The organism is Pseudomonas sp. WAC2, assembly GCF_030403525.1.
Classification (GTDB): domain Bacteria; phylum Pseudomonadota; class Gammaproteobacteria; order Pseudomonadales; family Pseudomonadaceae; genus Chryseomonas; species Chryseomonas luteola.
The window spans coordinates 242,343-265,388 of the sequence record NZ_JAUEPD010000001.1; the positions used below are offsets into that span (position 1 = coordinate 242,343).

Annotated in this window: 21 protein-coding genes; 2 read left to right on the top strand and 19 right to left on the bottom strand. The window is 54.8% G+C overall.

Annotated elements, in window-relative coordinates; all coding sequences use genetic code 11:
• Nucleotides 1–84: 84 nt before the first annotated feature.
• From QWJ10_RS01145 to QWJ10_RS01175, 7 genes are all read right to left on the bottom strand, one after another.
• Nucleotides 85–906 carry a peptidoglycan DD-metalloendopeptidase family protein gene (locus QWJ10_RS01145; RefSeq protein WP_083848814.1) on the bottom strand — a complete coding sequence of 274 codons (822 nt, stop codon included), beginning with the start codon at nt 904–906 and terminating at the stop codon, nt 85–87.
• 160 nt (nt 907–1,066) lie between these two features.
• A complete protein-coding gene (locus tag QWJ10_RS01150; protein WP_167517287.1) occupies nt 1,067–1,702 on the bottom strand; it encodes a protein-L-isoaspartate(D-aspartate) O-methyltransferase in 636 nt (211 codons plus the stop codon).
• A gap of 38 nt (nt 1,703–1,740) precedes the next feature.
• On the bottom strand, nt 1,741–2,490 hold the full coding sequence (surE, locus tag QWJ10_RS01155) for a 5'/3'-nucleotidase SurE (protein WP_197871930.1): 750 nt from the start codon (nt 2,488–2,490) through the stop codon (nt 1,741–1,743).
• Nucleotides 2,478–3,536, bottom strand: a complete 1,059-nt coding sequence (truD, locus tag QWJ10_RS01160; RefSeq protein WP_197871931.1) for a tRNA pseudouridine(13) synthase TruD — start codon at nt 3,534–3,536, stop codon at nt 2,478–2,480. Before truD ends, surE begins: the two co-directional genes overlap by 13 nt.
• Nucleotides 3,533–4,006: a 2-C-methyl-D-erythritol 2,4-cyclodiphosphate synthase gene (ispF, locus tag QWJ10_RS01165; RefSeq protein ID WP_019364456.1), complete on the bottom strand. Its 474-nt coding sequence runs from the start codon at nt 4,004–4,006 to the stop codon at nt 3,533–3,535. The genes truD and ispF overlap by 4 nt, the downstream gene beginning before the upstream one ends.
• Nucleotides 4,007–4,090: 84 nt before the next feature.
• Nucleotides 4,091–4,942 carry an S-formylglutathione hydrolase gene (fghA, locus tag QWJ10_RS01170; RefSeq protein ID WP_289923709.1) on the bottom strand — a complete coding sequence of 284 codons (852 nt, stop codon included), beginning with the start codon at nt 4,940–4,942 and terminating at the stop codon, nt 4,091–4,093.
• Between the two features lie 60 nt (nt 4,943–5,002).
• Nucleotides 5,003–6,115 (bottom strand): S-(hydroxymethyl)glutathione dehydrogenase/class III alcohol dehydrogenase, encoded by a 1,113-nt coding sequence (locus QWJ10_RS01175; RefSeq protein WP_150347878.1) that lies wholly within the window; start codon nt 6,113–6,115, stop codon nt 5,003–5,005.
• Nucleotides 6,116–6,219: 104 nt separating this feature from the next.
• Here QWJ10_RS01175 and QWJ10_RS01180 point away from each other — a divergent pair, with 104 nt between their 5' ends.
• Both QWJ10_RS01180 and QWJ10_RS01185 read left to right on the top strand, forming a co-directional pair.
• Nucleotides 6,220–7,104 (top strand): LysR substrate-binding domain-containing protein, encoded by an 885-nt coding sequence (locus QWJ10_RS01180; protein ID WP_019364453.1) that lies wholly within the window; start codon nt 6,220–6,222, stop codon nt 7,102–7,104.
• Nucleotides 7,105–7,402: 298 nt separating this feature from the next.
• On the top strand, nt 7,403–8,569 hold the full coding sequence (locus QWJ10_RS01185) for a hypothetical protein (RefSeq protein ID WP_010797400.1): 1,167 nt from the start codon (nt 7,403–7,405) through the stop codon (nt 8,567–8,569).
• Between the two features lie 4 nt (nt 8,570–8,573).
• Here QWJ10_RS01185 and ispD read toward each other — a convergent pair whose 3' ends face one another.
• From ispD to fabZ, 12 genes are all read right to left on the bottom strand, one after another.
• Nucleotides 8,574–9,305 (bottom strand): 2-C-methyl-D-erythritol 4-phosphate cytidylyltransferase, encoded by a 732-nt coding sequence (gene ispD, locus QWJ10_RS01190; RefSeq protein WP_289923717.1) that lies wholly within the window; start codon nt 9,303–9,305, stop codon nt 8,574–8,576.
• On the bottom strand, nt 9,302–9,580 hold the full coding sequence (locus tag QWJ10_RS01195) for a septum formation initiator family protein (RefSeq protein WP_289923718.1): 279 nt from the start codon (nt 9,578–9,580) through the stop codon (nt 9,302–9,304). The genes ispD and QWJ10_RS01195 overlap by 4 nt, the downstream gene beginning before the upstream one ends.
• A gap of 163 nt (nt 9,581–9,743) precedes the next feature.
• Nucleotides 9,744–11,033: a phosphopyruvate hydratase gene (gene eno, locus QWJ10_RS01200; protein WP_125889476.1), complete on the bottom strand. Its 1,290-nt coding sequence runs from the start codon at nt 11,031–11,033 to the stop codon at nt 9,744–9,746.
• A 79-nt stretch (nt 11,034–11,112) separates the two neighbouring features.
• Nucleotides 11,113–11,958 carry a 3-deoxy-8-phosphooctulonate synthase gene (gene kdsA / locus QWJ10_RS01205; RefSeq protein ID WP_122043243.1) on the bottom strand — a complete coding sequence of 282 codons (846 nt, stop codon included), beginning with the start codon at nt 11,956–11,958 and terminating at the stop codon, nt 11,113–11,115.
• Nucleotides 11,959–11,963: 5 nt separating this feature from the next.
• Nucleotides 11,964–13,592 (bottom strand): CTP synthase, encoded by a 1,629-nt coding sequence (locus tag QWJ10_RS01210; RefSeq protein WP_289923722.1) that lies wholly within the window; start codon nt 13,590–13,592, stop codon nt 11,964–11,966.
• Nucleotides 13,593–13,757: 165 nt separating this feature from the next.
• Entirely contained in the window at nt 13,758–15,095 is a 1,338-nt protein-coding gene (tilS, locus tag QWJ10_RS01215) for a tRNA lysidine(34) synthetase TilS (protein WP_125889478.1), read from the bottom strand.
• Nucleotides 15,096–15,178: 83 nt separating this feature from the next.
• Nucleotides 15,179–16,129 (bottom strand): acetyl-CoA carboxylase carboxyltransferase subunit alpha, encoded by a 951-nt coding sequence (locus QWJ10_RS01220; RefSeq protein WP_019364447.1) that lies wholly within the window; start codon nt 16,127–16,129, stop codon nt 15,179–15,181.
• 161 nt (nt 16,130–16,290) lie between these two features.
• A complete protein-coding gene (gene dnaE, locus QWJ10_RS01225) occupies nt 16,291–19,809 on the bottom strand; it encodes a DNA polymerase III subunit alpha (RefSeq protein ID WP_019364446.1) in 3,519 nt (1,172 codons plus the stop codon).
• A 176-nt stretch (nt 19,810–19,985) separates the two neighbouring features.
• Nucleotides 19,986–20,624, bottom strand: coding sequence for a ribonuclease HII (gene rnhB, locus QWJ10_RS01230; protein ID WP_019364445.1), 639 nt, complete (start codon nt 20,622–20,624; stop codon nt 19,986–19,988).
• Nucleotides 20,624–21,757 carry a lipid-A-disaccharide synthase gene (gene lpxB / locus QWJ10_RS01235; RefSeq protein ID WP_085985619.1) on the bottom strand — a complete coding sequence of 378 codons (1,134 nt, stop codon included), beginning with the start codon at nt 21,755–21,757 and terminating at the stop codon, nt 20,624–20,626. The genes rnhB and lpxB overlap by 1 nt, the downstream gene beginning before the upstream one ends.
• A 68-nt stretch (nt 21,758–21,825) precedes the next feature.
• Nucleotides 21,826–22,602, bottom strand: coding sequence for an acyl-ACP--UDP-N-acetylglucosamine O-acyltransferase (gene lpxA, locus QWJ10_RS01240; RefSeq protein ID WP_010797389.1), 777 nt, complete (start codon nt 22,600–22,602; stop codon nt 21,826–21,828).
• Nucleotides 22,599–23,039, bottom strand: a complete 441-nt coding sequence (fabZ, locus tag QWJ10_RS01245) for a 3-hydroxyacyl-ACP dehydratase FabZ (RefSeq protein WP_010797388.1) — start codon at nt 23,037–23,039, stop codon at nt 22,599–22,601. Before fabZ ends, lpxA begins: the two co-directional genes overlap by 4 nt.
• Nucleotides 23,040–23,046: the final 7 nt, after the last annotated feature.

The following is a 23,046-nucleotide window of genomic DNA, read 5'->3' on the forward strand; positions in this document are numbered from 1 at the left end:
TTCGACAACAAGCCCGGGCGTGATCAATCCCCCTGATTACGCCTGAACCCGTCCCCCTAGCGCTGGAACGGGTCAGACAACGAGTCAACGATTTGGCAAATATTGCAGAGGATCTACGGGTTTACCCTGCCGGCGAATCTCAAAATGCAGCTTCACCCGGTCGGTTCCTGTAGAACCCATCTCGGCGATTGTTTGCCCGACCTTGACCTGTTGCCCCTCCCGAACCAGAAGCCTGCGATTATGACCGTACGCACTGACGTAGGTTTCGTTGTGCTTGATGATGATCAGCTCACCGTAACCCCTTAACCCATTGCCTGCATACACGACGGTTCCACCAGAAGCCGCCAGAACAGGCTGTCCCAAATCTCCGGCTATATCAATGCCTTTATTCAAACTGCCGTTCGAGGAGTACCGGGAAATCAGTGTGCCCTTAGTGGGCCAGGCCCAGCCTGCAGAAGTCTTGGCGACCTCGACAGTTGGTGTAGTCGCCGGAGGCGCGGTTACCGGCGGAGGCGCAGCCGGAACGCTCTGCGCTACGGGTGGAGAGGTGGGTGCAGGTGTAGTCACAGGCGTGTTCGTACTAGCTGGAGCGGTAGAAACAGGCGCAGACGACACGGTTTGTACAGGTCTTCGAGAGGTAGTTGCGACCGTACTGGAGCTGCTGCCGCCAAAGTTGATTTTCTGGCCAACATGGATGACATATGGTGGAGAAATACCGTTATGAGCGGCAAGGCTTCGCCAATCCCATCCATTACGGGAGGCTATAGCGTAGAGGGTATCCCCTCGCCGAACGGTATATTGTCCTTTTGTAACACGGTATGTATTTGCCGAACCACCGGAGCGATCAACGACCTGTACACCTCGGGATGAGGAGCTGGAGCATCCTGACAAGACGAGACTTAGCATCAGAGCCACTACCAAGCTGATCCCACTACCGTTGCGAATCCCTCGCAGCCGGGCCTTAAGAAGCCTCACTCCTTCCCCCTTAGAAAGCTTGTACGTCAACGCAAGCCGAATTGGCCGCTGTATTGACCATTGCCAATGCTATCGTTCCCTGACGAAGGGGTCAGGCCAACGGTCCATTCAGAAGTGGAACAAAGCGCACAGAATCGAGCACTTGACGTGAAAAACCTTCTTCCTGGCGTTCGATCAACAGTAATTGCTGCTCTTCGCCCTCGCCTACCGGAATCACGAGACGTCCACCCGGTGCCAGCTGATCCAGCAAGGCTTGAGGCACTTCACGAGCCGCCGCTGTTACGATGATGCCGTTATAGGGAGCCAGGGCTGGCCAGCCCTCCCACCCATCTCCCCAACGAAATACGACGTTGCGCACATTGAGTTCGACCAGGCGCTCTTTGGCTCGGTCCTGCAGCGACTGAATACGCTCAACAGAGAACACACGCTCAACCAGTTGGGCCAGCACTGCAGTCTGGTAGCCGGATCCCGTACCGATCTCCATGACCTTGTCCAGCGGACCGGCCGCCAGCAGCAGCTCGGTCATGCGAGCCACCATGTACGGTTGAGAAATGGTCTGGTTATGACCAATGGGCAGTGCCGTATCTTCATAGGCACGGTGCGCCAGGGCTTCGTCGACAAACAGATGACGGGGCGTGCGTCGAATTACTTCCAGCACCTGCGCATTGGACAGGCCTTCCTCATAAAGCCTTTGAATGAGCCGTTCGCGAGTCCGCTGCGAAGTCATGCCGATCCCATGACGCTGCATATGCTCTTGCCCCTGATTCATCGAAACATCTCCTCTAGAACAGCCAGTCCGGCAAACCCTTCATGGAAGGTCCGATCCAACTGTAGCGGCGTAATCGATACGTAACCTTGCATCACCGCATGAAAATCCGTGTCCGGGCCGCTGTCTTCAGCATCACCCGCGACTGCGATCCAGTACCCTTCCTTACCCCTGGGATTAACGTCCCTGACCGGAGGCTTGGCACGTGCACGATGGCCCAACCGGGTCAGCCGCATCCCTTTAATATGTTCAAGCGGCAGGTTGGGTATGTTGACATTCAGCACCGTACGCGGCGGTAGATCAAACTGCGTATGGGCCTCGACCAGCTGCCGGGCGATTTGCGCGGCCGCCGGAAGATTATCCGGAAGCCGTGATAAGAGCGAGAAGGCAAAAGCCGGACGATCAAGAAAGCGACCTTCCAGTGCCGCTGCCACCGTTCCCGAGTATAGAACGTCATCGCCCAGGTTGGCGCCCAGGTTGATACCTGATACGACCATGTCGGGCGTATGCTCCAGCAGACCGTTGATGCCCAGATGCACACAATCGGTAGGCGTACCGTTTATACCGATATAACCATTAGGCAACCGTTGTGGATGCAAGGGACGATCCAGCGTCAAGGCGCTGCTGATTCCACTCATATCCGTCAATGGCGCTACCACGGTGCACTCGGCATAGTCGTCCAGCGCCGCATGCAAGGCAGCAATGCCGGGTGAAAGAACGCCGTCATCGTTGGCAATCAAAAGTCGCATGGAGTATCCGTCTGTCCTGCCGTGGCCAGCGAGACGAGCTCACGCACTACAACGGTAGCAAAGCAGCCAGCCGGCAAGACGAAATCAAGTTGCAGAATGTCAGGCTCGGGATAATGCCATGACAAACCGTTAATAGGGAGGCGAAGAATGCGCCGTTCATGCCGAAGCCCCGCATCAGCAAGCCAGGCGGGCAATCCGGCCGCATCGGCGGCTACACCCTGTTCTTCCTGTTGGACTGCGCCACCGGCAGGTGAGTCACCTTCTCCCCAGAGCGGGCCGGTAGGGTGAAGGTCAAGGGCCGCCAGCCGGGGGTCGGAGCACTCTGCCTCCCCCGCAGGGAAAAAGCTGCGGCTGTCAGTGAAGGCCAACAGATCGCCAACCCTGGCCACATTCCAGCTTCCGGCGGCAACACGTTGCGCCAGTACCTGATTGAACAGGTAGCTACGCGCTGCGGACAGTATGCGGGAACGGCGATTACGCTGTTCGGGCAGCGTGCCCTGCTGTGCGAAATGTCGCGCCTCGTCCAGGTTGCCACCCTCGTACCCGAAGCGTTGCAGTCCGAAGTAGTTCGGTACACCTTCAGCGGCTATCTTGCTCAGCCGCTCCTCCAGCTTATCCCTGTCAGCCGCCAGCTCGGTCAGCCTGAGCGTGAATCCATTAGCTGCGTGAGCGCCGCGCTGAAGCTTACGGCGGTGCCTGGCCCGCTTCAGGATGCACAAGGCATCGCCTTCAGCAGCGCTGAGCTCAGGGTCGGTCTTTCCTGGAAGATGCAGGCTGAACCATTGACGCGTAAGCGCCTGTCGATCCTTGAGCCCTGCATAACTGATGGCCCGTAGCGGAACACCAGCCGCGCGCGCCAAACGACGTGCAGCCTCCTCTGTGTTGAGGCCTCGCTTCTCGACCCAGAGCCAGAGATGTTCACCCTCGCCTTCCAAGGGAATATCGAGCACCTCGTTCACCTGAAAGTCTTCGGCAGTCGCCTTCAATACAGCGGTACCACAGGCCGGTCCATGAGCCGGCGGGCCTAGCAGTTCGATTTCAGTCATACCGGAAGCAACAACGCTACTGCATGCACGGCAATGCCTTCCTCACGCCCGGCAAATCCCAAGCGTTCTGTGGTGGTTGCCTTTACATTGACCTGATCAAGCTCAACCTGCAGATCTTCTGCAATCACACGACGCATGGCATCGATGTGAGGGGCCATCTTGGGAGCCTGAGCGATAATCGTGGCGTCGACGTTACCAACCTTGAAGCCCTTTTGCTGGACCAGACCCAACACATGACGTAGCAATGCTCGGCTATCGGCACCCTTGAACTGCGGATCGGTATCTGGGAAGTGCTTACCGATATCGCCCAGTGCAACCGCTCCCAGCAGGGCATCTGCCAAGGCATGCAGAACGACGTCGCCATCCGAGTGAGCAACCAGTCCAGAAGTGTGGGGAATCTGTACCCCGCCCAGCGTGATGAAGTTACCTTCACCGAAACGATGGACATCATAGCCGTGGCCAATTCGCATAAATAAAAACGCCCTGAAGGATCAGGGCGTCAATTCTACCGGGGTAATCCGTAAACGTCGCCGTTACCGAACACGCAAGTTCGATCAATCGATCAGCGCGCGGGCATGATGACGCAAATGATCCTCGATAAAGGTGGCAACGAAATAGTAACTATGGTCATAACCTGGCTGCAGACGCAGGGTCAAGGGATGACCGACACGGGTAGCTACCTGCTCCAATGCCTCTGGTTTGAGCTGCTCGGAAAGAAAACTGTCCTGCTCCCCTTGATCCACAAGAACAGGTAGTCGTTCCTGCGCTTTTCCCATCAGTACACAGGCATCCCACTCAGCCCAGTTGGAACGGTCTTCCCCCAGATAATTGGAAAACGCCTTTTGCCCCCAAGGACAATTCATCGGATTTACGATAGGTGAAAAAGCCGAAACCGAACGATAGAAACCGGGATTACGCAAGGCGCAGACCAAAGCACCATGGCCTCCCATCGAGTGGCCGCTTACGCCACGCTTCTCCGACACCGGGAAGTTTGCCTCGATGACAGCAGGCAGCTCCCTCACAACGTAATCATGCATCCGATAGTGTTTGGCCCAGGGCTCGCGAGTGGCATTTAGATAAAAGCCTGCTCCTAGTCCAAAGTCCCAGGCACCTTCAGCATCATCGGGCACGTCCGGACCACGAGGGCTGGTATCCGGTGCTACGAGTACCAGTCCTAACTCAGCAGCTACTCGATGCGCGCCAGCCTTCTGCATGAAGTTCTCATCGGTGCAGGTCAATCCTGACAACCAGTACAGGGCTGGCAGCTGTGTTTTCTGCTCAGCTTGAGGAGGCAGATAGACAGCAAAAGTCATCTCACAGCCCAGAACCGTCGACCGATGCTTGTAGCGCTTGTGCCAGCCGCCAAAAGACTTCTGGCATGAGACCAATTCCAGCGTATTGCTCATGGGTAGCTCCTTATGGGCAGAGACAGGCCCGACGTTGCAAGACGCCGGACCCATGCATGATCAATAGTGGATAACCGTACGAATGCTCTTACCTTCATGCATCAGATCAAAGGCATCATTGATCTTGTCCAGCCCCATGGTGTGGGTAATAAAGGTATCCAGCGGAATTTCGCCCTTCTGGGCCTTATCGACGTAGCCCGGTAGCTCGGTGCGACCTTTGACGCCTCCGAACGCACTGCCCCGCCATACACGCCCCGTAACCAGCTGGAACGGACGTGTACTAATTTCCTGACCAGCGCCAGCGACACCAATAATGACCGACTCACCCCATCCCTTGTGGCAGCATTCCAGTGCAGCACGCATAAGCTTCACGTTACCCACACACTCGAACGAGTAATCCACGCCGCCATCCGTCAGCTCGACTATCACTTCCTGGATAGGCTTGTCGTAGTCGTTGGGGTTGACGAAATCCGTAGCCCCGAGCTGCTTGGCAATTTCAGCCTTAGCAGGGTTGATGTCGATGGCGATGATACGTCCCGCCTTGGCCATAGTCGCACCGATTACCGCTGACAGGCCAATACCACCCAAACCGAAGATGGCTACCGTAGCGCCCTCTTCCACCTTGGCAGTGTTCAGTACTGCACCGATCCCAGTAGTAACACCACAGCCGAGCAGGCAGACTTTCTCCAGAGGCGCTTCCTTGGGAATCTTGGCCAGCGAGATTTCCGGCAATACCGTGTACTCAGAGAACGTGGAAGTCCCCATATAGTGATAGATCGGCTGGCCTTTATAAGAGAAACGGGACGTGCCGTCCGGCATGAGCCCTTTGCCTTGGGTAGCGCGAATGGCTTGGCACAGGTTGGTCTTGCCGGACAGGCAAAACTTGCATTTGCCACATTCCGGGGTATAGAGCGGAATGACATGATCACCTACGGCAACGGACGTCACTCCCGGACCAACCGCCTCGACGATACCGCCGCCCTCATGCCCAAGGATCGCAGGAAAAATACCTTCCGGATCAGCGCCGGACAGTGTGTAGGCATCGGTATGGCAGACACCTGTCGCCACGATACGAACCAGCACCTCGCCCTCTTTAGGCGGGGCAACATCTACTTCAACGATTTCAAGGGGCTTGTTAGCCTCAAAAGCAACAGCAGCGCGTGATTTAATCATGGAGGTCGTCATCCATCTGGTGATACGGTACGTCTAGTGTATGAGCTTTGATTCAGTTAATAATCCAACGTACTGCAAAATATTATTGCCATACAGGGATAATCATGAGCGCCTGGGAAGGCTTGGATGAGTTCGTTGCGGTTGCTGAAGCAGGTCATTTCAGCTTGGCCGCCGAACGGCTTGGTGTTTCCTCATCCCATGTCAGCCGACAAATCGCCCGACTGGAAGAACGTCTGCAGACACGCCTGTTCTATCGGAGCACGCGCAGTGTCGTACTGACCGAGGCCGGACAGACCTTTCTTCAGCATTGCCAACGCCTGCAGGATGCTCGCGAGGAAGCACTTCGGGCCGTCAGTGATCTGTCCAGCGAGCCCAAGGGATTGCTGCGCATGACATGTGCAGTGACCTACGGGGAGCGTTTTATCATCCCCTTAGTGAACAGCTTCATGGCACTGCACCCGCAATTGCGTCTGGAAATAGAGCTTTCCAACCGGACGCTGGATCTGGTCCAGGAAGGCTTCGATCTGGCAATTCGCCTGGGCCGGCTAAACGACTCCCAACTCATAGCAACCAAGCTTGCGCCTCGCATCATGTACCTTTGCGCTGCGCCACGCTATCTCGAGCGCTTCGGCGCTCCCCATGCCCTGTCAGAACTGGCCCGGCATAACTGTCTGATCGGTAATAGCGATGTTTGGACCTTTCAGGAAGATGGACGGGAAATCCCCATCAAGGTTGCAGGAAACTGGCGCTGCAACAGCGGCCAGGCCGTTCTGGATGCGGCACTCAGAGGATTTGGTCTGTGCCAGCTGCCGGATTACTACGTGGCTCCTCACCTGACACGAGGGGAGCTGGTCTCCCTGCTGGAAACCCGGCAACCGCCCAACACAGGCGTATGGGCGCTGTATCCACAGCGGCGCCACTTGTCCCCGAAGGTCAGGCAACTGGTGGACTACCTCAAAAGCAATCTGGTCACCTATCTTCAGAGCTGACGCGAGAGTTGCCAGCAGAGACGCCATACGTCCAACGGTTGGAACCCGCCGTTGCCGGGCTCGTCGTACCTATATGGAACATGAAAGGGTCATGCTCCAAACAGTCGAATCCCAGAGGTCAGAACGGCACCGCATTCTTGAGCATTCTGCATCGATACTTTCAAAGCGATGTGAAACCGAAAGCGGACACGTTCTACCTTGCCGGATTCAGCGAGGAGCCGGCTCTGCCTGGTCTATACCAGGTGCCACGCTCATTCGTAGTTGACGAACCCTCCATAACCATAGCGAGGAAGCCGCCATGTACGGACCCATCACCAAAGCAACATTGGCTGAACTAATGGAAAAGCATGAGCCGCCATGCCTATCGATTTACATGCCTACCCATCGGAGCTTCCCAGAGCGCACGCAGGACCCGATCCGCTTCAAGAATCTGGTCCGCGACCTGAGAGCCTCTCTGGAACAGCAATTCCCCGACGCTCCCAGCGATACGCTACTCAAGCCATTCGATGAATTGGTTGATAACCGCGACTTCTGGAATCACACCCGTGATGGTGTCGCCGTCTTTGGTGGCAAAGACTATTTCATGGTTTATCCGCTGCAGCGCAAGGTGCCTGAAGTGGCCCTTGTTAACTCTCAGCATTATCTAAAGCCCATTCTTCGTATTGCTCAGTCAGCAGATCGTTACCAGATTCTGTGCTTGTCTCGTAATCAGGTACGCCTCTTTGAAGGCAACCGGGACGTATTGGATGAAGTTGAGCTGGCGCCTGAAGTACCCCGCAATCAAGATGAGGCATTAGGTTCAGAACTAACGCCCAAGGATCAGATTGGTAATACCAACGGCTTTGGTGGAGCGAGCGAGCGTGGCGACCCCATGATTCACGGCTCTGGTGGAAGTGGTAAGCAAGAGCAGATCGATATCGACTGTGAGCGCTTTTTTAGAGCTGTCGACCGAGCCATTACTGAACACCACTCCAAACCCTCCGGACTGCCCCTTATTTTGGCTGCGCTCCCGGAAAATCAGACCGTTTTCCGTCATGTCAGTCACAACCAGCAGCTTTTGGAAAAAGGTATTTCTATCGGCCAGGGTGCCTTGGATACAGAAATGCTGCGCCAGGAAAGCTGGAAGCTCATGGAGCCTATGTACTTGAAGCGCCTGAATGGCATTCTTGACCAATACGGCGAATCCCGTGGCCAAGGCTTGGCCTCCGATCAACTGGAAGAAATTGGAAAAGCTACTGCTGAAAGCCGTGTAGCCATGCTGCTGGTAGAGGCTGATCGCCAAATACCCGGGCTGCTTGATCGGGAAAGTGGCGAGTTGCATCCCTCCAAACCCGCTGGAGCTGAAACAGCTGATGTGCTGGATGAGCTGATCACCTACGTCATGGAACATGGCGGCGATGTGGTCGTCGTACCCCGTGAGCGTATGCCGTCCAAGACGGGGGCAGCGGCAGTGTATCGCTTCTAAAGGGTCAGGTCGTGGGCGTCGGTTCGTGCCGGCGCTCATGCCAAAGTTGCGTCAGCCAAACCAGATCCTCAGGCCGCGTAATCTTGATGTTATCACTTCGCCCTTCTATCACGCGGGGTCTATAGCCCGCCCACTCCATAGCGGAGGCTTCGTCCGTGATCATGACGCCAGCAGCCAATGCATCACTGAGCGCTTGTCTCAGATGGCCCAATCGAAACATCTGAGGTGTATAGGCCTGCCAGATGACACTGCGATCTACTGTCACCTCAACCCGGCCATAAGGGTCGACACGCTTTAACGTATCCTTGACTGGAATAGCCAGTAATCCCCCGACCTCATCATCAGCCAGCTCCTGCAATAACCGATCAATGTCGCTCTGAGCCAGATTAGGTCTCGCTGCATCATGCACCAATACCCAGTCAAGATCAGATGCGCCGCAGGCTTCCAGACGCATAAGGCCGTTCAGTACAGAGTCGGCACGTTCCTTCCCACCAGTAGCCCGGGTAATCCGATTATCCGTAGCGCAGGCAAGACCAGGCCACCATCTGTCATCAGCCGCCAGGCTAACGACTATTCCTTGCAGGGAAGAGTGATCCACTAACGCAGAAAGCGTGTGCTCAATGACCGTTCGGCCCGCCAGATCCAGATATTGCTTGGGGCGATCTGCTCGCATGCGCGAACCGATACCCGCTGCCGGAATAACGGCCCAGAAAAGAGGTAATGAGGTGTTTATCATTTGGACTGCAGGTAAAGGGTCTCACCCTCTCTAACCATACCGAGCTCATGGCGAGCCCGCTCTTCAACCGTCTCCATGCCCCTCTTCAACTCGGCAACTTCCGCCTCGAGAATCCGGTTGCGTTCAAGCAGCTGCTTGTTTTCCTCGTCCTGACTGGAAATCTGCTCACGCAGCTCTTTTACCTGCGCCAAACTGCCATCACCTACCCACAGGCGATACTGCAGGCCGGCTAATGCAATGATCAGGACAGGAAACAACCAGTAAGGGCTACGCATTGGCTTTACGGTTCAAAGCAACAAGTTAAGTGAGCTAATGAGAACATACTTAAAACAAAAGCAGGAAGGAAATGATGCCTATACCGATAAGCGACACTTCAATCCTGCTCTTTTAACACATCATTTCGCAACAGCGGAGCGGCCTGCACCGCTCACTGTGAACTCAGCTACGAAATTCGGCACGTCCACGGTACGGTGCTTTTGCACCAAGCTGCTCTTCGATACGAAGCAGCTGATTGTACTTGGAGACCCGGTCTGAACGGCACAGTGAGCCGGTCTTGATCTGCCCTGCCGCAGTACCCACGGCAAGATCAGCAATCGTTGCGTCTTCGGTCTCACCCGAGCGGTGAGAAATAACTGCTGTATAACCAGCAGCCTTGGCCATCTGGATGGCTTCCAGCGTCTCGGTCAGAGAACCGATCTGGTTGAACTTGATGAGGATGGAGTTACCGATACCTTTCTCGATCCCTTCCTTGAGAATCTTGGTATTGGTCACGAACAGATCGTCACCTACCAGCTGCACCTTGTTGCCGATCTTATCAGTCAACGCCTTCCAGCCAGCCCAGTCGGACTCATCCATACCATCTTCGATAGAGATGATCGGGAAACGCTCGCTCAGACCCGCAAGATAATCGGCAAAACCAGGAGCATCGAATGTCTTGCCTTCGCCAGACAAGCTGTACTGACCGTTTTCATAGAACTCGCTGGAGGCGCAGTCCAAGGCCAGAGTTACATCCGTGCCCAGCTTGTATCCGGCCTTTTCAACCGCTTCGGCAATAGCGCCTAGGGCATCTTCGTTGGAGGACAGGTTCGGGGCAAAGCCACCTTCATCGCCCACGGCAGTATTCAGGCCACGCGCCTTGAGAACCGCCTTCAGGTGATGGAATATCTCAGCACCCATGCGCAGGGCATCAGCGAAGCTTTTTGCGCCAACCGGCTGAACCATGAATTCCTGGATGTCGACATTGTTATCGGCATGCTCGCCGCCGTTGATGATATTCATCATCGGAACCGGCATAGAGTACTGCCCGGGCGTGCCGTTCAGCTCTGCGATATGGGCATACAAGGGCAGATCTTTATCCTCGGCGGCCGCCTTGGCAGCTGCCAGGGATACCGCCAAAATGGCGTTGGCGCCCAGCTTGGACTTGTTCTCGGTACCATCGAGCTCGATCATCGCTTTGTCGAGCGCTTTCTGATCCGATGGGTCCTTGCCAAGAAGAAGATCACGGATCGGGCCGTTTACATTACCAACGGCTGTCAGAACACCCTTGCCCAGGTAACGGCTCTTGTCGCCATCACGCAGTTCCAATGCCTCGCGGGATCCTGTGGATGCACCAGAGGGCGCACAAGCCCTGCCGACGATACCGTTATCAAGAATCACCTCGGCTTCCACGGTAGGGTTACCGCGGGAATCCAGAATTTCCCGGCCTTTTATGTCGACGATCTTTGCCATTGTTATACGCTCTCCATGGTTCTGGTCAGGTGCAAACTGCACCTTCGGCTTCTTATTTGGAACTAAGTTCAGCGGAGCATTAAGCGGTTTCGATTGGAGTGAACGACTTCACCAGTTCATCCAGTGCCTTTAGCTGAGCCAGGAAGGGCTCCAGCTTGTTCAATCGAAGTGCGCAAGGGCCATCGCACTTGGCACTGTCAGGATCAGGGTGTGCTTCCAGGAACAGACCTGCGAGTCCCTGACTCAAACCGGCCTTGGCCAGATCGGTAACCTGTGCACGACGACCACCAGCAGAATCGCTGCGACCGCCAGGCATCTGCAGGGCATGGGTCACGTCAAAAATGATCGGGTAGTCGAACTGCTTCATGATGCCGAAGCCCAGCATGTCGACTACCAGATTGTTATAACCAAAGGACGTGCCACGCTCGCACAGGATCAACTGATCATTACCCACTTCCTCACATTTCTGCAGGATATGCTTCATTTCCTGAGGCGCGAGGAACTGGGCCTTCTTGATATTTATAACGGCATTGGTCTTAGCCATGGCAACTACCAGATCCGTCTGCCGGGACAGGAAAGCCGGCAGCTGGATGATGTCGCATACTTCTGCAACCGGTGCCGCCTGATAGGGCTCATGGACATCCGTGATAACCGGTACATTGAAGGTCTTCTTGATCTCTTCAAAGATCTTCATGCCCTCTTCCAGGCCTGGGCCACGGAAAGAGTTGACCGAAGAACGGTTGGCCTTGTCGAAGCTGGCCTTGAAGATATAAGGGATACCCAGCTTCTGCGTTACCTTCACGTACTCTTCGCAGATCTGCATCGCCAGATCGCGAGACTCAAGCACGTTCATTCCGCCAAACAGCACGAACGGCTTATCGTTAGCCACTTCGATAGTACCGACACGAATCGTTTTCTGAGCCATAGTCATCAAGCCTTATTAGCGTATTTCAGAGCCGCATTCACGAAACCGCTGAAGAGCGGATGACCATCACGCGGGGTAGAGGTGAATTCCGGATGGAACTGGCACGCCACAAACCAGGGATGATCCGGCGCCTCGACGACCTCCACCAATGCACCGTCGCCGGAACGGCCAGTGACCTTCAGGCCCGCCGCCATGATTTCGGGCAACAGGTTGTTGTTCACTTCGTAACGGTGACGGTGACGCTCAACGATTACGTCTTGCTGGTAGCAATCATGTACCAGTGTACCTGAAGACAATTGGCACTCCTGAGCTCCCAGGCGCATGGTGCCGCCCAGATCCGAAGCTTCTGTACGGATCTCGGTAGCGCCGGACGCATCCTGCCACTCGGTAATCAAACCAACCACCGGGTGCTGACCAGACTTGTCAAATTCGGTGGAGTTGGCATCGCTCCAGCCTAATACGTTACGGGCGAACTCGATTACCGCTACCTGCATGCCCAGGCAGATACCCAGGTACGGAATCTTGTTCTCACGTGCATACTGAACCGTGCGAATCTTGCCTTCTACACCGCGCAGACCAAAACCACCCGGCACAAGGATCGCATCAACACCCTTGAGCAGATGGGTACCCTGCTGCTCGATATCTTCCGAATCGATATAGCGCAGGTTGACCTTCGTACGGCACTGGATACCGGCATGCGTCATCGCCTCGATAAGCGACTTGTATGCATCCAGAAGCTCCATGTACTTGCCAACCATGGCAATGGTTACTTCACGCTCTGGGTTGAGCTTGGCATCGACCACACGATCCCACTCGCTCAGGTCAGCCTGACCGCATTCGAGGCCAAAGCGCTCTACCACGAAATCGTCCAGACCCTGTGCATGCAGAACGGAAGGAATACGATAAATCGTATCCACGTCTTCCAGAGAGATGACGGCACGCTCTTCCACGTTAGTGAACAACGCAATCTTGCGGCGGGAGGAACTGTCTACCGGATGATCGGAGCGGCAGATCAAAACATCAGGCTGCAGGCCGATGGAGCGCAATTCCTTTACCGAGTGCTGAGTCGGCTTGGTCTTGGTTTCACCCGCGGTTGCAATATAGGGCACCAGCGTCAGATGCATCAACATGGCACGGCGAGCGCCGATTTCCACGCGCAACTGGCGTATGGCTTCCAGGAAGGGTTGGGACTCGATGTCACCTACGGTACCGCCGATTTCGACCAGCGCCACATCCGCATCACCTGCGCCCTTGATAATACGGCGCTTGATTTCATCGGTAATGTGAGGGATTACCTGAACGGTCGCGCCCAGGTAATCGCCGCGACGCTCCTTGCGCAGCACATCCATGTAGATGCGGCCGGTCGTGAAGTTGTTGTCCTGAGTCACTGTAGTGCGAATAAAACGCTCGTAGTGACCCAGGTCGAGATCGGTCTCGGCACCGTCATGGGTGACAAACACTTCGCCGTGCTGGAATGGGCTCATGGTACCTGGATCGACGTTGATATAGGGATCCAGCTTGAGCATGGTGACCTTCAAGCCCCTCGCTTCCAGAATGGCGCCCAAGGAAGCCGAGGCAATGCCTTTCCCCAATGAAGAAACAACACCGCCCGTGACGAAGATGTAGCGCGTCATGAATTTTCCTAGAAATCTGTAGTTAGGCGGAAAGCCGCCGGGAAGCGAGGGAGGCCTAGAGGCCTCGGTTGAGCACGGTAATACTTTATGCCCAACGCACACCGGTTGTTACGTAAACAACAAGTGCGGTACAAGACGGGAGCGTAGTCTACAACAAAGTGCCTTTCAGCTCAAACGCTGGCCGCTCGTCGCAGGAACCCACTCGAACCGCCAGTGCTGATCGGCTGGACCACTGAGTCCAGACAGATTCGCAATGGCTATCAACTGCCCGTTACAAAACAGCAGCGGCAATCTGCCGCGCAAGAACGTCGGCACATGATGCTCATTCAGGAGCCGTTTGAGATCTCTGTGCCCACGCCCAGGGACAGCCATGATTTCTCCTCCCTGACGATAGCGGACTTCAAGTGATCCCGAGGGCCGCTGACCAACGATATACACTTGTCCATTGCCACCCAACGCTACCTCCGACTCCTTTTCAGGCCACTGACAAGGCACACAGGCGGCGCCCAACCACTGATGCGGTAACCACCAGAGCCGTCCCGCCCCCCGATGTATCTCACCGCTTTCCAGTACCCAGACGGGACTGGCCGAGGGACCGGCATCCCGCAATGCAGCCCAGCCCACCCAATGATCAGTATCTGGCATACGGCTATATCGATCTAACCAGTGGCGAAGTGCGTTGCGCTGACGGTGCTCGCTCAGCTGCCTGATAATCTCAAGTTCGAGACTTGGAAGTGGCAACCAAGGAAATGCAGTAGCTGTCTGTGCGGCAGACAAGTCCATGGCAGCGCACTCTTCAAGAATAGCCAGCGCCTCGGCCATATGCCCTGCACTGCGGGCAACGCTGGCTGAAGCCTGCGGCCATCGTAAGCGCAGTCGAGTGAGAATCTCATGGCGCAGGAAGTTACGATCCTGAACAACCTGTATGTTACTAGGATCTTCCACCCACTCCAGCTTTTCCGCTAAGGCATAACGTGACAGTTCAGCTCGAGGAACAGACAGGAAGGGTCTTACCAGGCGCCCCTCAGCCATTGCACGCGAGGTCGCCATGGCAGACAAACCTTTTACCCCAGCTCCACGCAGCAGTCTTAGCAGCAGAGTCTCCGCCTGATCGTCCTGATGCTGAGCCACTAGCAGAACTTCATGCTCTCTAACGTGCCGCGCAAAGGCGGCATAGCGTGCATCCCGGGCCGCTCGCTCCAGGCTTGAATTCTGATCCACTTGTACATGCTCGACGCTCAAGGGAACCTGGAGCAGGTCACACATCTGCCGACAATGCTCCACCCACTCGTCAGCCTCTTTAAGAAGACCATGGTGCACATGAATCGCATGTAGCGACGGCACCTGCCTGTAGAAGGACAGCCGCGATAAAACATGCAGAAGAACCGAAGAATCCATGCCGCCTGAAAATGCGATATGCCATCGCTTGGCATGCAGATAGGGCGTCAAGACCTTCAGGACGTTGTCAGCCAGAGGGGGAAGCGAGACATCAGAAAGGGACATGGCTGCCCATCAATGAATACACATTATTCATGTAAACAGCTTAAGCGTATGTCCGGCATGGGCCGGACATACGTGGAGACAGATCAGGAAATGCCGTAGCTCATCAGGCGCTCGTAACGACGCGTCAACAACTCTTCGCTGGAGAATTTCTTGAGCATATCAAGCTGATCTACCAGAGCTTCACGAATGGAAGCAGACATTACAGCGGGATCACGATGGGCACCGCCCAGTGGCTCATCGATAACGGTATCTACAATACCCAGCCCCTTTAAACGCTCCGCAGTAATGCCCATGGCTTCAGCCGCATCAGGCGCCTTCTCGGCAGTTTTCCAGAGAATCGAGGCGCAGCCTTCAGGCGAAATCACAGAGTAAGTCGAATGTTGAAGCATGTTCAGCTGGTCGCACACGCCAATTGCCAGGGCGCCACCAGAACCACCCTCGCCGATCACGGTTGCGATGATAGGCGTTTTCAAACGCGACATGACACGCAGATTCCAGGCAATCGCCTCGCTTTGTCCACGCTCTTCGGCATCGATCCCCGGATAAGCACCGGGAGTATCGATAAACGTCAGAATCGGCATCTTGAAACGCTCGGCCATTTCCATCAGACGGCAGGCTTTACGGTAACCTTCCGGGCGAGGCATACCAAAATTACGACGTACTTTTTCACGCACCTCACGTCCCTTCTGATGACCGATGACCATGACGGGTTGATCATCCAGACGAGCGATACCGCCAACAATGGCTGGATCATCAGCGAAATGACGGTCGCCATGAAGCTCTTCGAAGTCAACGAAAAGATGGCTGATATAGTCCAGCGTGTAGGGCCGCAAGGGGTGACGCGCCAGACGAGCCACCTGCCAGCTGCTCAGACTACCGAAAATACTTTTGGTCAGTGCCTGGCTCTTTTCCTGCAGCCGGGCAATCTCGTCACTGATGTTCAGCGAATTGTCATTACCAACCAAGCGAAGCTCTTCAATCTTGGCCTGGAGGTCAGCGATCGGCTGTTCGAAATCGAGATAGTTCGGGTTCATGAGTATCCGTCTTGCAATCTTGAGCCAGCGGCCGGGTCGCCTACCTTAAAAGATCAGGCGGATCAGGTCGAGGCCGGCAGATCAATTATCGAGATCGCCGCCTCAACCCTTGAGGCCATTGGCATGGTTTGGTCGAATGAGCGGCACTTGCGCCGCTCGGATCAACGGTAGTTCAGGAAGACGTTTTCTCTTCCAAACTGGTCACGTAGTGCCTGTATCAGGCCATCACCAGGATCGATTCTCCACTGCTCGCCAAATTGCAGCAGGGCCCTGGCATCCTGGCTTCGATAATCCAGCGTAACCGGGCAAGCGCCCCGATGCTTGGTACAGAGGTCGGCCAACCACCGAAGACGGTCGCCTTTCAATGCGTCGCTTGCAACCGAGATGCGCAGACTTTCAGCCAATGCGGTGCGAGCCTCTTCCAGGCCCAGCACGCGCTTGGCGCGCAGTCTCAAGCCGCCCGAGAAATCATCCTGGCTGACTTCGCCCTCAACAATGACCAAGGCGTCAGTCTGCAACAAGGACTGAGCTGCATGAAATGCTTCGGCAAACAGCGAAGCCTCAATCCGGCCCGAGCGATCATCCAGTGTAACAAACCCCATCTTATCGCCGCGCTTGTTTTTCATCACACGCAGATTAACGATAAGGCCGGCAACCGTCTGGGTTTCACGAGAGGGCTTGAGGTCCACAATGCGCTGGCGAGCCAGTCGCCGTACTTCACCCTCATACTCATCGATCGGATGCCCCGTCAGGTACAGGCCGAGGGTTTCCTTTTCTCCCCTCAGACGCTCCTTGAGCGTCAGCGCTCGTGCCTTGTAATGATTAACGTATACATCGGCTTCCGGCTCGGCAAATACACCCCCGAATAAATCCATATGCCCACTGTTATTGCTCCGTGCCGTTTGCTCGGCTGCCGCAATCGCCTCTTCCATTGCGGCCAGCAGCACTGAGCGATTCTGATCGATAGTCGCCTGGTAGGCCTTGAGCTCGTCATGATAATGCGGCCCCAGGCGATCCAGCGCTCCCGAGCGAATAAGCGCTTCAAGGGTACGTTTGTTGATGCGCTTGAGATCGACACGGTCGCAGAAATCGAACAGATCCTTGAAAGGCCCCTCCTGGCGCGCTTCTACAATCGCCTCTACCGGACCCTCACCAACCCCCTTGATAGCACCAAGACCGTAAACGATGCGTCCACCTTCATTTACAGTGAACTTGAAATCAGAAATGTTCACATCCGGCGCATCGATCCGCAGTTTCATATGGCGGCATTCCTCAATGAGGATTACCACCTTGTCGGTGTTGTGCATATCCGCTGACAACACCGCAGCCATGAACGGCGCAGGGAAATGCGCTTTCAACCAGGCAGTTTGATAGGACACCAGACCATAGGCAGCCGAGTGGGACTTGTTGAAGCCATAACCCGCAAATTTTTCTACCAGATCAAAGATGTTACCGGCAAGCTCAGCATCGATGCCATTATTGGCACAACCTTCAATAAAGCCGCCCCGCTGCTTGGCCATTTCCTCCGGCTTTTTCTTACCCATGGCGCGACGCAGCATGTCGGCCTGACCCAGGGTATAGCCCCCCATAACTTGGGCAATCTGCATAACCTGCTCTTGATACAGGATGATGCCATAGGTGGGAGCCAGGACAGGCTTGAGCCCTTCATACTGATAATCGGGATGGGGATAGGCCAACTCGGCACGGCCGTGCTTTCGGTTGATGAAGTCATCTACCATGCCTGACTGCAGCGGCCCCGGACGGAACAAGGCCACCAATGCAATCAGGTCTTCCAGACAGTCGGGCTTGAGCTTTTTGATCAGCTCTTTCATGCCGCGGGATTCCAGCTGGAACACGGCCGTCGTCTCCGCCTTCTGCAAGAGATCGTAGGTCTTCTTGTCATCTAGCGGGATAAAGTCGATGTTAACCGGATCGAGCCCTTTTGCAGCGTGCTCCCGATTGATCGTTTCCATTGCCCATTTGATGATGGTCAATGTTCGCAAACCCAGGAAGTCGAACTTCACCAGGCCCGCCTGCTCTACATCGTCTTTATCGAACTGGGTAACCAGTCCGTTACCGTCCTCATCGCAAGAAACGGGAGAGAAGTCTGTCAGTTTGGTAGGTGCGATTACCACACCACCCGCATGCTTACCGGTTCCCCGAGTAATACCCTCCAGCTTGAGCGCCATGTCCCAGATTTCCTGGGCCTCTTCGTCGACCTTGAGGAAGTCACGAAGCATCTCCTCCTGCTCATAGGCTTTCTGAAGCGTCATACCTACTTCGAAGGGGATCATCTTGGACAATCTATCGGCCAGACCGTAAGACTTACCCTGCACACGGGCAACGTCACGAACCACCGCCTTTGCGGCCATGGTGCCAAAAGTAATGATCTGACTGACCGCGTTACGCCCATAGGCGCCCGCAACATAATCAATTACGCGGTCACGACCGTCCATGCAGAAATCGACATCGAAGTCAGGCATGGAAATACGTTCAGGGTTAAGGAAGCGCTCGAACAGCAGATCATAGGCTAGTGGATCCAGATCCGTAATTTTCAGCACATACGCTACCAGCGAGCCAGCACCTGATCCACGACCCGGTCCCACCGGGACGCCATTGTTCTTCGCCCACTGAATGAAGTCCATTACGATGAGGAAGTAGCCGGGAAACCCCATCTGAATAATGATATTCAGCTCGAAGTTTAAGCGATCCACATAGACTTGCCGCTTGGCCTCGTAATCCGGCGTTTCCTTAGGCAGGAGTACCGCTAGGCGCTCTTCCAATCCGTCAAACGATACCTTTCGCAGGTAATCGTCAATGGTCATGCCTTCGGGAATGGGGAAATTAGGCAAGAAATATTTGCCAAGCTGCACTTCAATGTTGCAGCGCTTGGCGATTTCGACCGTATTTTCCAAGGCCTCTGGCAGATCACTAAACAGCTCCCACATCTCCTCAGGAGACTTGAGGTACTGTTGATCGCTATAGGTACGAGGACGCAACGGATCATCGAGTACCCGCCCCTCACCAATGCAGACCCGCGTTTCATGAGCCTCGAAGTCGTCCTGCTTGATAAAACGAACATCGTTGGTTGCTACAAGCGGTACGTTGCAACGATCCGCCAAGGCAACCGCGGCGTGAAGATGCTCTTCATCATTGACGCGCTGGGTGCGCTGCACCTCCAGGTAAAAACGATCACCAAAGACATCCAGCCATTCACCTAACAACCGCTCGGCGCGTAGATTGTCACCGGCTAGCAAGGCCAGCCCCACCTCACCCTCTTTAGAGCCGGAAAGCGCAATCAAGCCGTCGGCAGCCGCCTTGACCCACTCACGTTGGACAATGATCTGGCCTTCGTGCTGTCCTTCCTGATAACCGCGCGAAACCAGCTCAGTCAGATTTCTATAGCCTTGCTTGTTCATGACCAGCAAGGTCAGGCGGGTAAGCGGCCCTTCCTCATCAGGATTGGCCAGCCACAGGTCGGCGCCACAGATGGGCTTGATACCGGCCCCCATAGCAGCCTTGTAAAACTTTACCAGCGAGCACAAATTATTCTGGTCTGTCACAGCTACAGCAGGCATGCCTGCCCCCGCTACCGACTTGACCAAGGGCTTTACCCTGACCAGACCATCAACCAGCGAATATTCAGTATGCAAACGCAAGTGAACAAAGGATACGGTCATGGGAACCCCGACAATCATGCAAAAACGAACCGGAATTGTACTAACCGGGAGGACAAGCTAGAAGCTTGATAGGAATGAGCAGATATGCATGCTCAGGCAAATGAACGCGCCAACACTGTTCAGCCTAGAAAACACAGGCGCCGCCGTCCGTCGGCTCGCTTTTTCTTAATCTTCGATTAGAGCGCCATAGCCGCTGTAACTTGCTTCACGCTGACTTCCAATGCAGCAAAAGCATCCCGCACGGGCGCGAATGAGCGTCGATGTATAGGCGTGGGGCCAAGCCGTTTGAGCGCATCAAGATGCTCAGCTGTGGGATACCCCTTGTGACCTGCCAAGCCATATCCTGGATAAAGCAGATCCATTTCTGCCATTTCCCGATCTCGAGAGACCTTAGCCAATATAGACGCTGCTGCGATAGCAGGCACCTGACTGTCACCCTTGATTACCGCAGCACTTGGAATCGACAGTACGGGACAGCGATTACCATCGATCAAGGCCAGCTTGGGTAAAACAGCCAGCCCTTCAACTGCTCGCTTCATTGCTAGCATGGTTGCATGAAGAATATTGATCTCATCAATTTCATGAACATCGGCGCGAGCGATACAGCATGCCAATGCCTTTTCATGAATTTCTTCAAACAACGCCTCGCGGCGCGCCTTGGTAAGCTTTTTAGAGTCGTTGAGCCCATGGATAGGACGTGCTGGGTCCAGGATCACAGCAGCGGTAACGACAGGCCCACATAGGGGACCTCGTCCTACTTCATCGACACCTGCGACCAGTTCCTGCACCAATGTGAAATCCAACCCCAATTGCATCAATTAGCCCCAATAAGCGTCAGTACTGCATCTGCGGCTTGTCGTGACGCGTCCTGACGTAATGCATGATGAATAGCCTCAAATCCTTCCGTTTGCATAGAAGGATCGTCCAAAAGAGGCAATATCGCGTTTACCAATTTTTCTGCCGTGGCATCGTCCTGAATCAACTCAGGAACAAGAGGCTTGCCTGCCAGCAAGTTCGGTAAAGAGATATAAGGACTCCTTACCATCCTTTTCAAGATGCAGTACGTCAATGGGGCGACCTTATAGGCAACCACCATTGGACGTTTAAATAGCATTGCTTCCAACGTGGCCGTTCCTGAAGCAATAAGCACAGCATTACAGCTGGCCAGCACTTCATGTGACTGCCCCTGAGTCAACATCACACGAACAGAGCGGCCTTCTAGTAAAGACTCTATCTGCTTACGCCGATGCTCATTGGCACAAGGCAATACAAATTGAATATCAGGCCTTAACGCACTCAACCGTTCTGCTGCATCGAAAAAAAGAGCACCCAGCCGTGAAACTTCACCACCACGACTTCCTGGGAGCAAAGCAACGACAGGCCCATCTGGCGGTAAGCCCAAAACTTTGCGGGCAAGCGTGCGATCAGGATCAAGCGGAATGGTATCGGCCAGCGGGTGGCCAACAAAACGTACGGGAACCTGCTTTTCCTCATAGAAACGGGCTTCAAAAGGAAACAACGTCAACATGAGATCGCAGGCCTCACGAATCTTAAGAACACGCTTTTGCCGCCATGCCCAGACAGAGGGACTGACATAATGAACAGTCGGTATCCCTGCGGCACGAAGCTGCTGCTCCATTTCAAGTACGAAATCTGGCGCATCAATGCCAATAAAGACATCGGGACGGGCCTGTATGAGTGTCTGGATAAGCTCTTTTCGACGCCGCAAAAGCTCTCGAAGCCGGCCTAGCACTTCTACCAGCCCCATTACGGAGAGTCGCTCCATGGGAAAGGCCGAGCTCATGCCCTCTGCCTCCATGCGCGGACCGCCAACACCAATGAACTCGACAGCCGAATGCCGTGCTTTAAGCGCTCTCATAAGGCCTGAGCCTAAAATATCCCCAGAAGCCTCACCGGCAACGAGAGCGATTCGCAAGGGTCGATTCAAGGCAGACATACCCAGCTCTTTAATAGCGCCAATATAAACTGAAGGCCGCATCTGCGGCCTTGAAAGGATTAACGTGTTATGCCGCGTGTGGAGCTGACTATAGAGTCCCTGAATACTGCAACTTCGGGAAACTCAAGAGCAACCTGCTCCAATTCCTTCAATGCTTCGTCAACCGTCAAACCTTGGCGGTAGACAACCTTGTAAGCACGACGGAGGGCATGAATCGCTTCACTGGAAAAACCACGGCGGCGCAAGCCTTCAAAATTCATGCTGCGCGCTTCGGCCGGGTTGCCAAAGACCGTTACGTAGGCAGGCACATCCTTACCGATGGCAGTGCCCATACCTGAAAAGCTGTGTGCACCGATACGGCAGAATTGATGTACCAGTGTGTAACCGGACAAAATTGCCCAATCATCCACATGGACATGCCCTGCCAACGCCGTGTTATTGACCAGAATGCAGTTATTGCCTATCACACTATCATGCCCGATGTGGACATATGCCATCAGCAGGTTATGGTCACCAATAGTGGTCTCGCTACGGTCCTGAACGGTCCCCCGATGGATCGTGACACCCTCGCGAATGACATTATGGTCACCAATAACAAGGCGAGTAGGTTCACCCTTGTACTTGAGGTCTGGGGTGTCCTCTCCAATTGTAGAAAACTGGTAGATGCGGTTGTGCTTACCGATGACCGTTGGTCCATGCAGTATAACGTGCGGGCCTATGACCGTGCCCTCACCCACTTCAACATCGGCGCCTACGATGGACCAAGGCCCAACCTTGACGTCGTCAGCCAGTTTGGCGCCTGGCTCAATGATCGCCCTAGGGTCGATCAAACTCATAGCTTGCGTTCCGCACAGATAATTTCAGCAGAGCATACCGCTTTCTCGTCAACTGTTGCTTGGCATTCGAACTTCCAAATGCCGCGCTTGCAACTAATGAAACGAGCTTCCAGCTGCAACTGATCGCCCGGCAAAACAGGCTGACGAAAGCGCATGTTATCCGAGCCGACAAAGTAATACAGGGTTCCCTCTGCCGGAGAAGAATTCATCATCTTGAAACCAAGAATCCCTGCCGCTTGCGCCATTGCTTCGATAATCAAAACACCCGGCATAATGGGATGCTGAGGGAAATGACCATTAAAAAAGGGTTCGTTGATGCTGACATTTTTGTAGGCACGAATACGCTTGCCTTCAATGTCCAGCTCCACTACCCGGTCCACCAACAGGAACGGGTAGCGGTGAGGCAAGTATTCGCGAATCTCGTTAATGTCCATCATATCTGGA

What these genes read in the sequence shown, in the direction of transcription:
- ispD (WP_289923717.1), bottom strand. Translation starts at nt 9,305, where the DNA reads ATGATAAACACCTCATTACCTCTTTTCTGGGCCGTTATTCCGGCAGCG.
- QWJ10_RS01185 (WP_010797400.1), top strand. Translation starts at nt 7,403, where the DNA reads ATGTACGGACCCATCACCAAAGCAACATTGGCTGAACTAATGGAAAAG.
- QWJ10_RS01210 (WP_289923722.1), bottom strand. Translation starts at nt 13,592, where the DNA reads ATGACGCGCTACATCTTCGTCACGGGCGGTGTTGTTTCTTCATTGGGG.
- ispF (WP_019364456.1), bottom strand. Translation starts at nt 4,006, where the DNA reads ATGCGAATTGGCCACGGCTATGATGTCCATCGTTTCGGTGAAGGTAAC.
- kdsA (WP_122043243.1), bottom strand. Translation starts at nt 11,958, where the DNA reads ATGGCTCAGAAAACGATTCGTGTCGGTACTATCGAAGTGGCTAACGAT.
- fghA (WP_289923709.1), bottom strand. Translation starts at nt 4,942, where the DNA reads ATGAGCAATACGCTGGAATTGGTCTCATGCCAGAAGTCTTTTGGCGGC.
- QWJ10_RS01180 (WP_019364453.1), top strand. Translation starts at nt 6,220, where the DNA reads ATGAGCGCCTGGGAAGGCTTGGATGAGTTCGTTGCGGTTGCTGAAGCA.
- truD (WP_197871931.1), bottom strand. Translation starts at nt 3,536, where the DNA reads ATGACTGAAATCGAACTGCTAGGCCCGCCGGCTCATGGACCGGCCTGT.
- eno (WP_125889476.1), bottom strand. Translation starts at nt 11,033, where the DNA reads ATGGCAAAGATCGTCGACATAAAAGGCCGGGAAATTCTGGATTCCCGC.
- tilS (WP_125889478.1), bottom strand. Translation starts at nt 15,095, where the DNA reads ATGTCCCTTTCTGATGTCTCGCTTCCCCCTCTGGCTGACAACGTCCTG.
- rnhB (WP_019364445.1), bottom strand. Translation starts at nt 20,624, where the DNA reads ATGCAATTGGGGTTGGATTTCACATTGGTGCAGGAACTGGTCGCAGGT.
- QWJ10_RS01195 (WP_289923718.1), bottom strand. Translation starts at nt 9,580, where the DNA reads ATGCGTAGCCCTTACTGGTTGTTTCCTGTCCTGATCATTGCATTAGCC.
- QWJ10_RS01220 (WP_019364447.1), bottom strand. Translation starts at nt 16,129, where the DNA reads ATGAACCCGAACTATCTCGATTTCGAACAGCCGATCGCTGACCTCCAG.
- fabZ (WP_010797388.1), bottom strand. Translation starts at nt 23,039, where the DNA reads ATGATGGACATTAACGAGATTCGCGAATACTTGCCTCACCGCTACCCG.
- QWJ10_RS01150 (WP_167517287.1), bottom strand. Translation starts at nt 1,702, where the DNA reads ATGACTTCGCAGCGGACTCGCGAACGGCTCATTCAAAGGCTTTATGAG.
- QWJ10_RS01175 (WP_150347878.1), bottom strand. Translation starts at nt 6,115, where the DNA reads ATGATTAAATCACGCGCTGCTGTTGCTTTTGAGGCTAACAAGCCCCTT.
- dnaE (WP_019364446.1), bottom strand. Translation starts at nt 19,809, where the DNA reads ATGACCGTATCCTTTGTTCACTTGCGTTTGCATACTGAATATTCGCTG.
- lpxA (WP_010797389.1), bottom strand. Translation starts at nt 22,602, where the DNA reads ATGAGTTTGATCGACCCTAGGGCGATCATTGAGCCAGGCGCCAAACTG.
- QWJ10_RS01145 (WP_083848814.1), bottom strand. Translation starts at nt 906, where the DNA reads ATGCTAAGTCTCGTCTTGTCAGGATGCTCCAGCTCCTCATCCCGAGGT.
- surE (WP_197871930.1), bottom strand. Translation starts at nt 2,490, where the DNA reads ATGCGACTTTTGATTGCCAACGATGACGGCGTTCTTTCACCCGGCATT.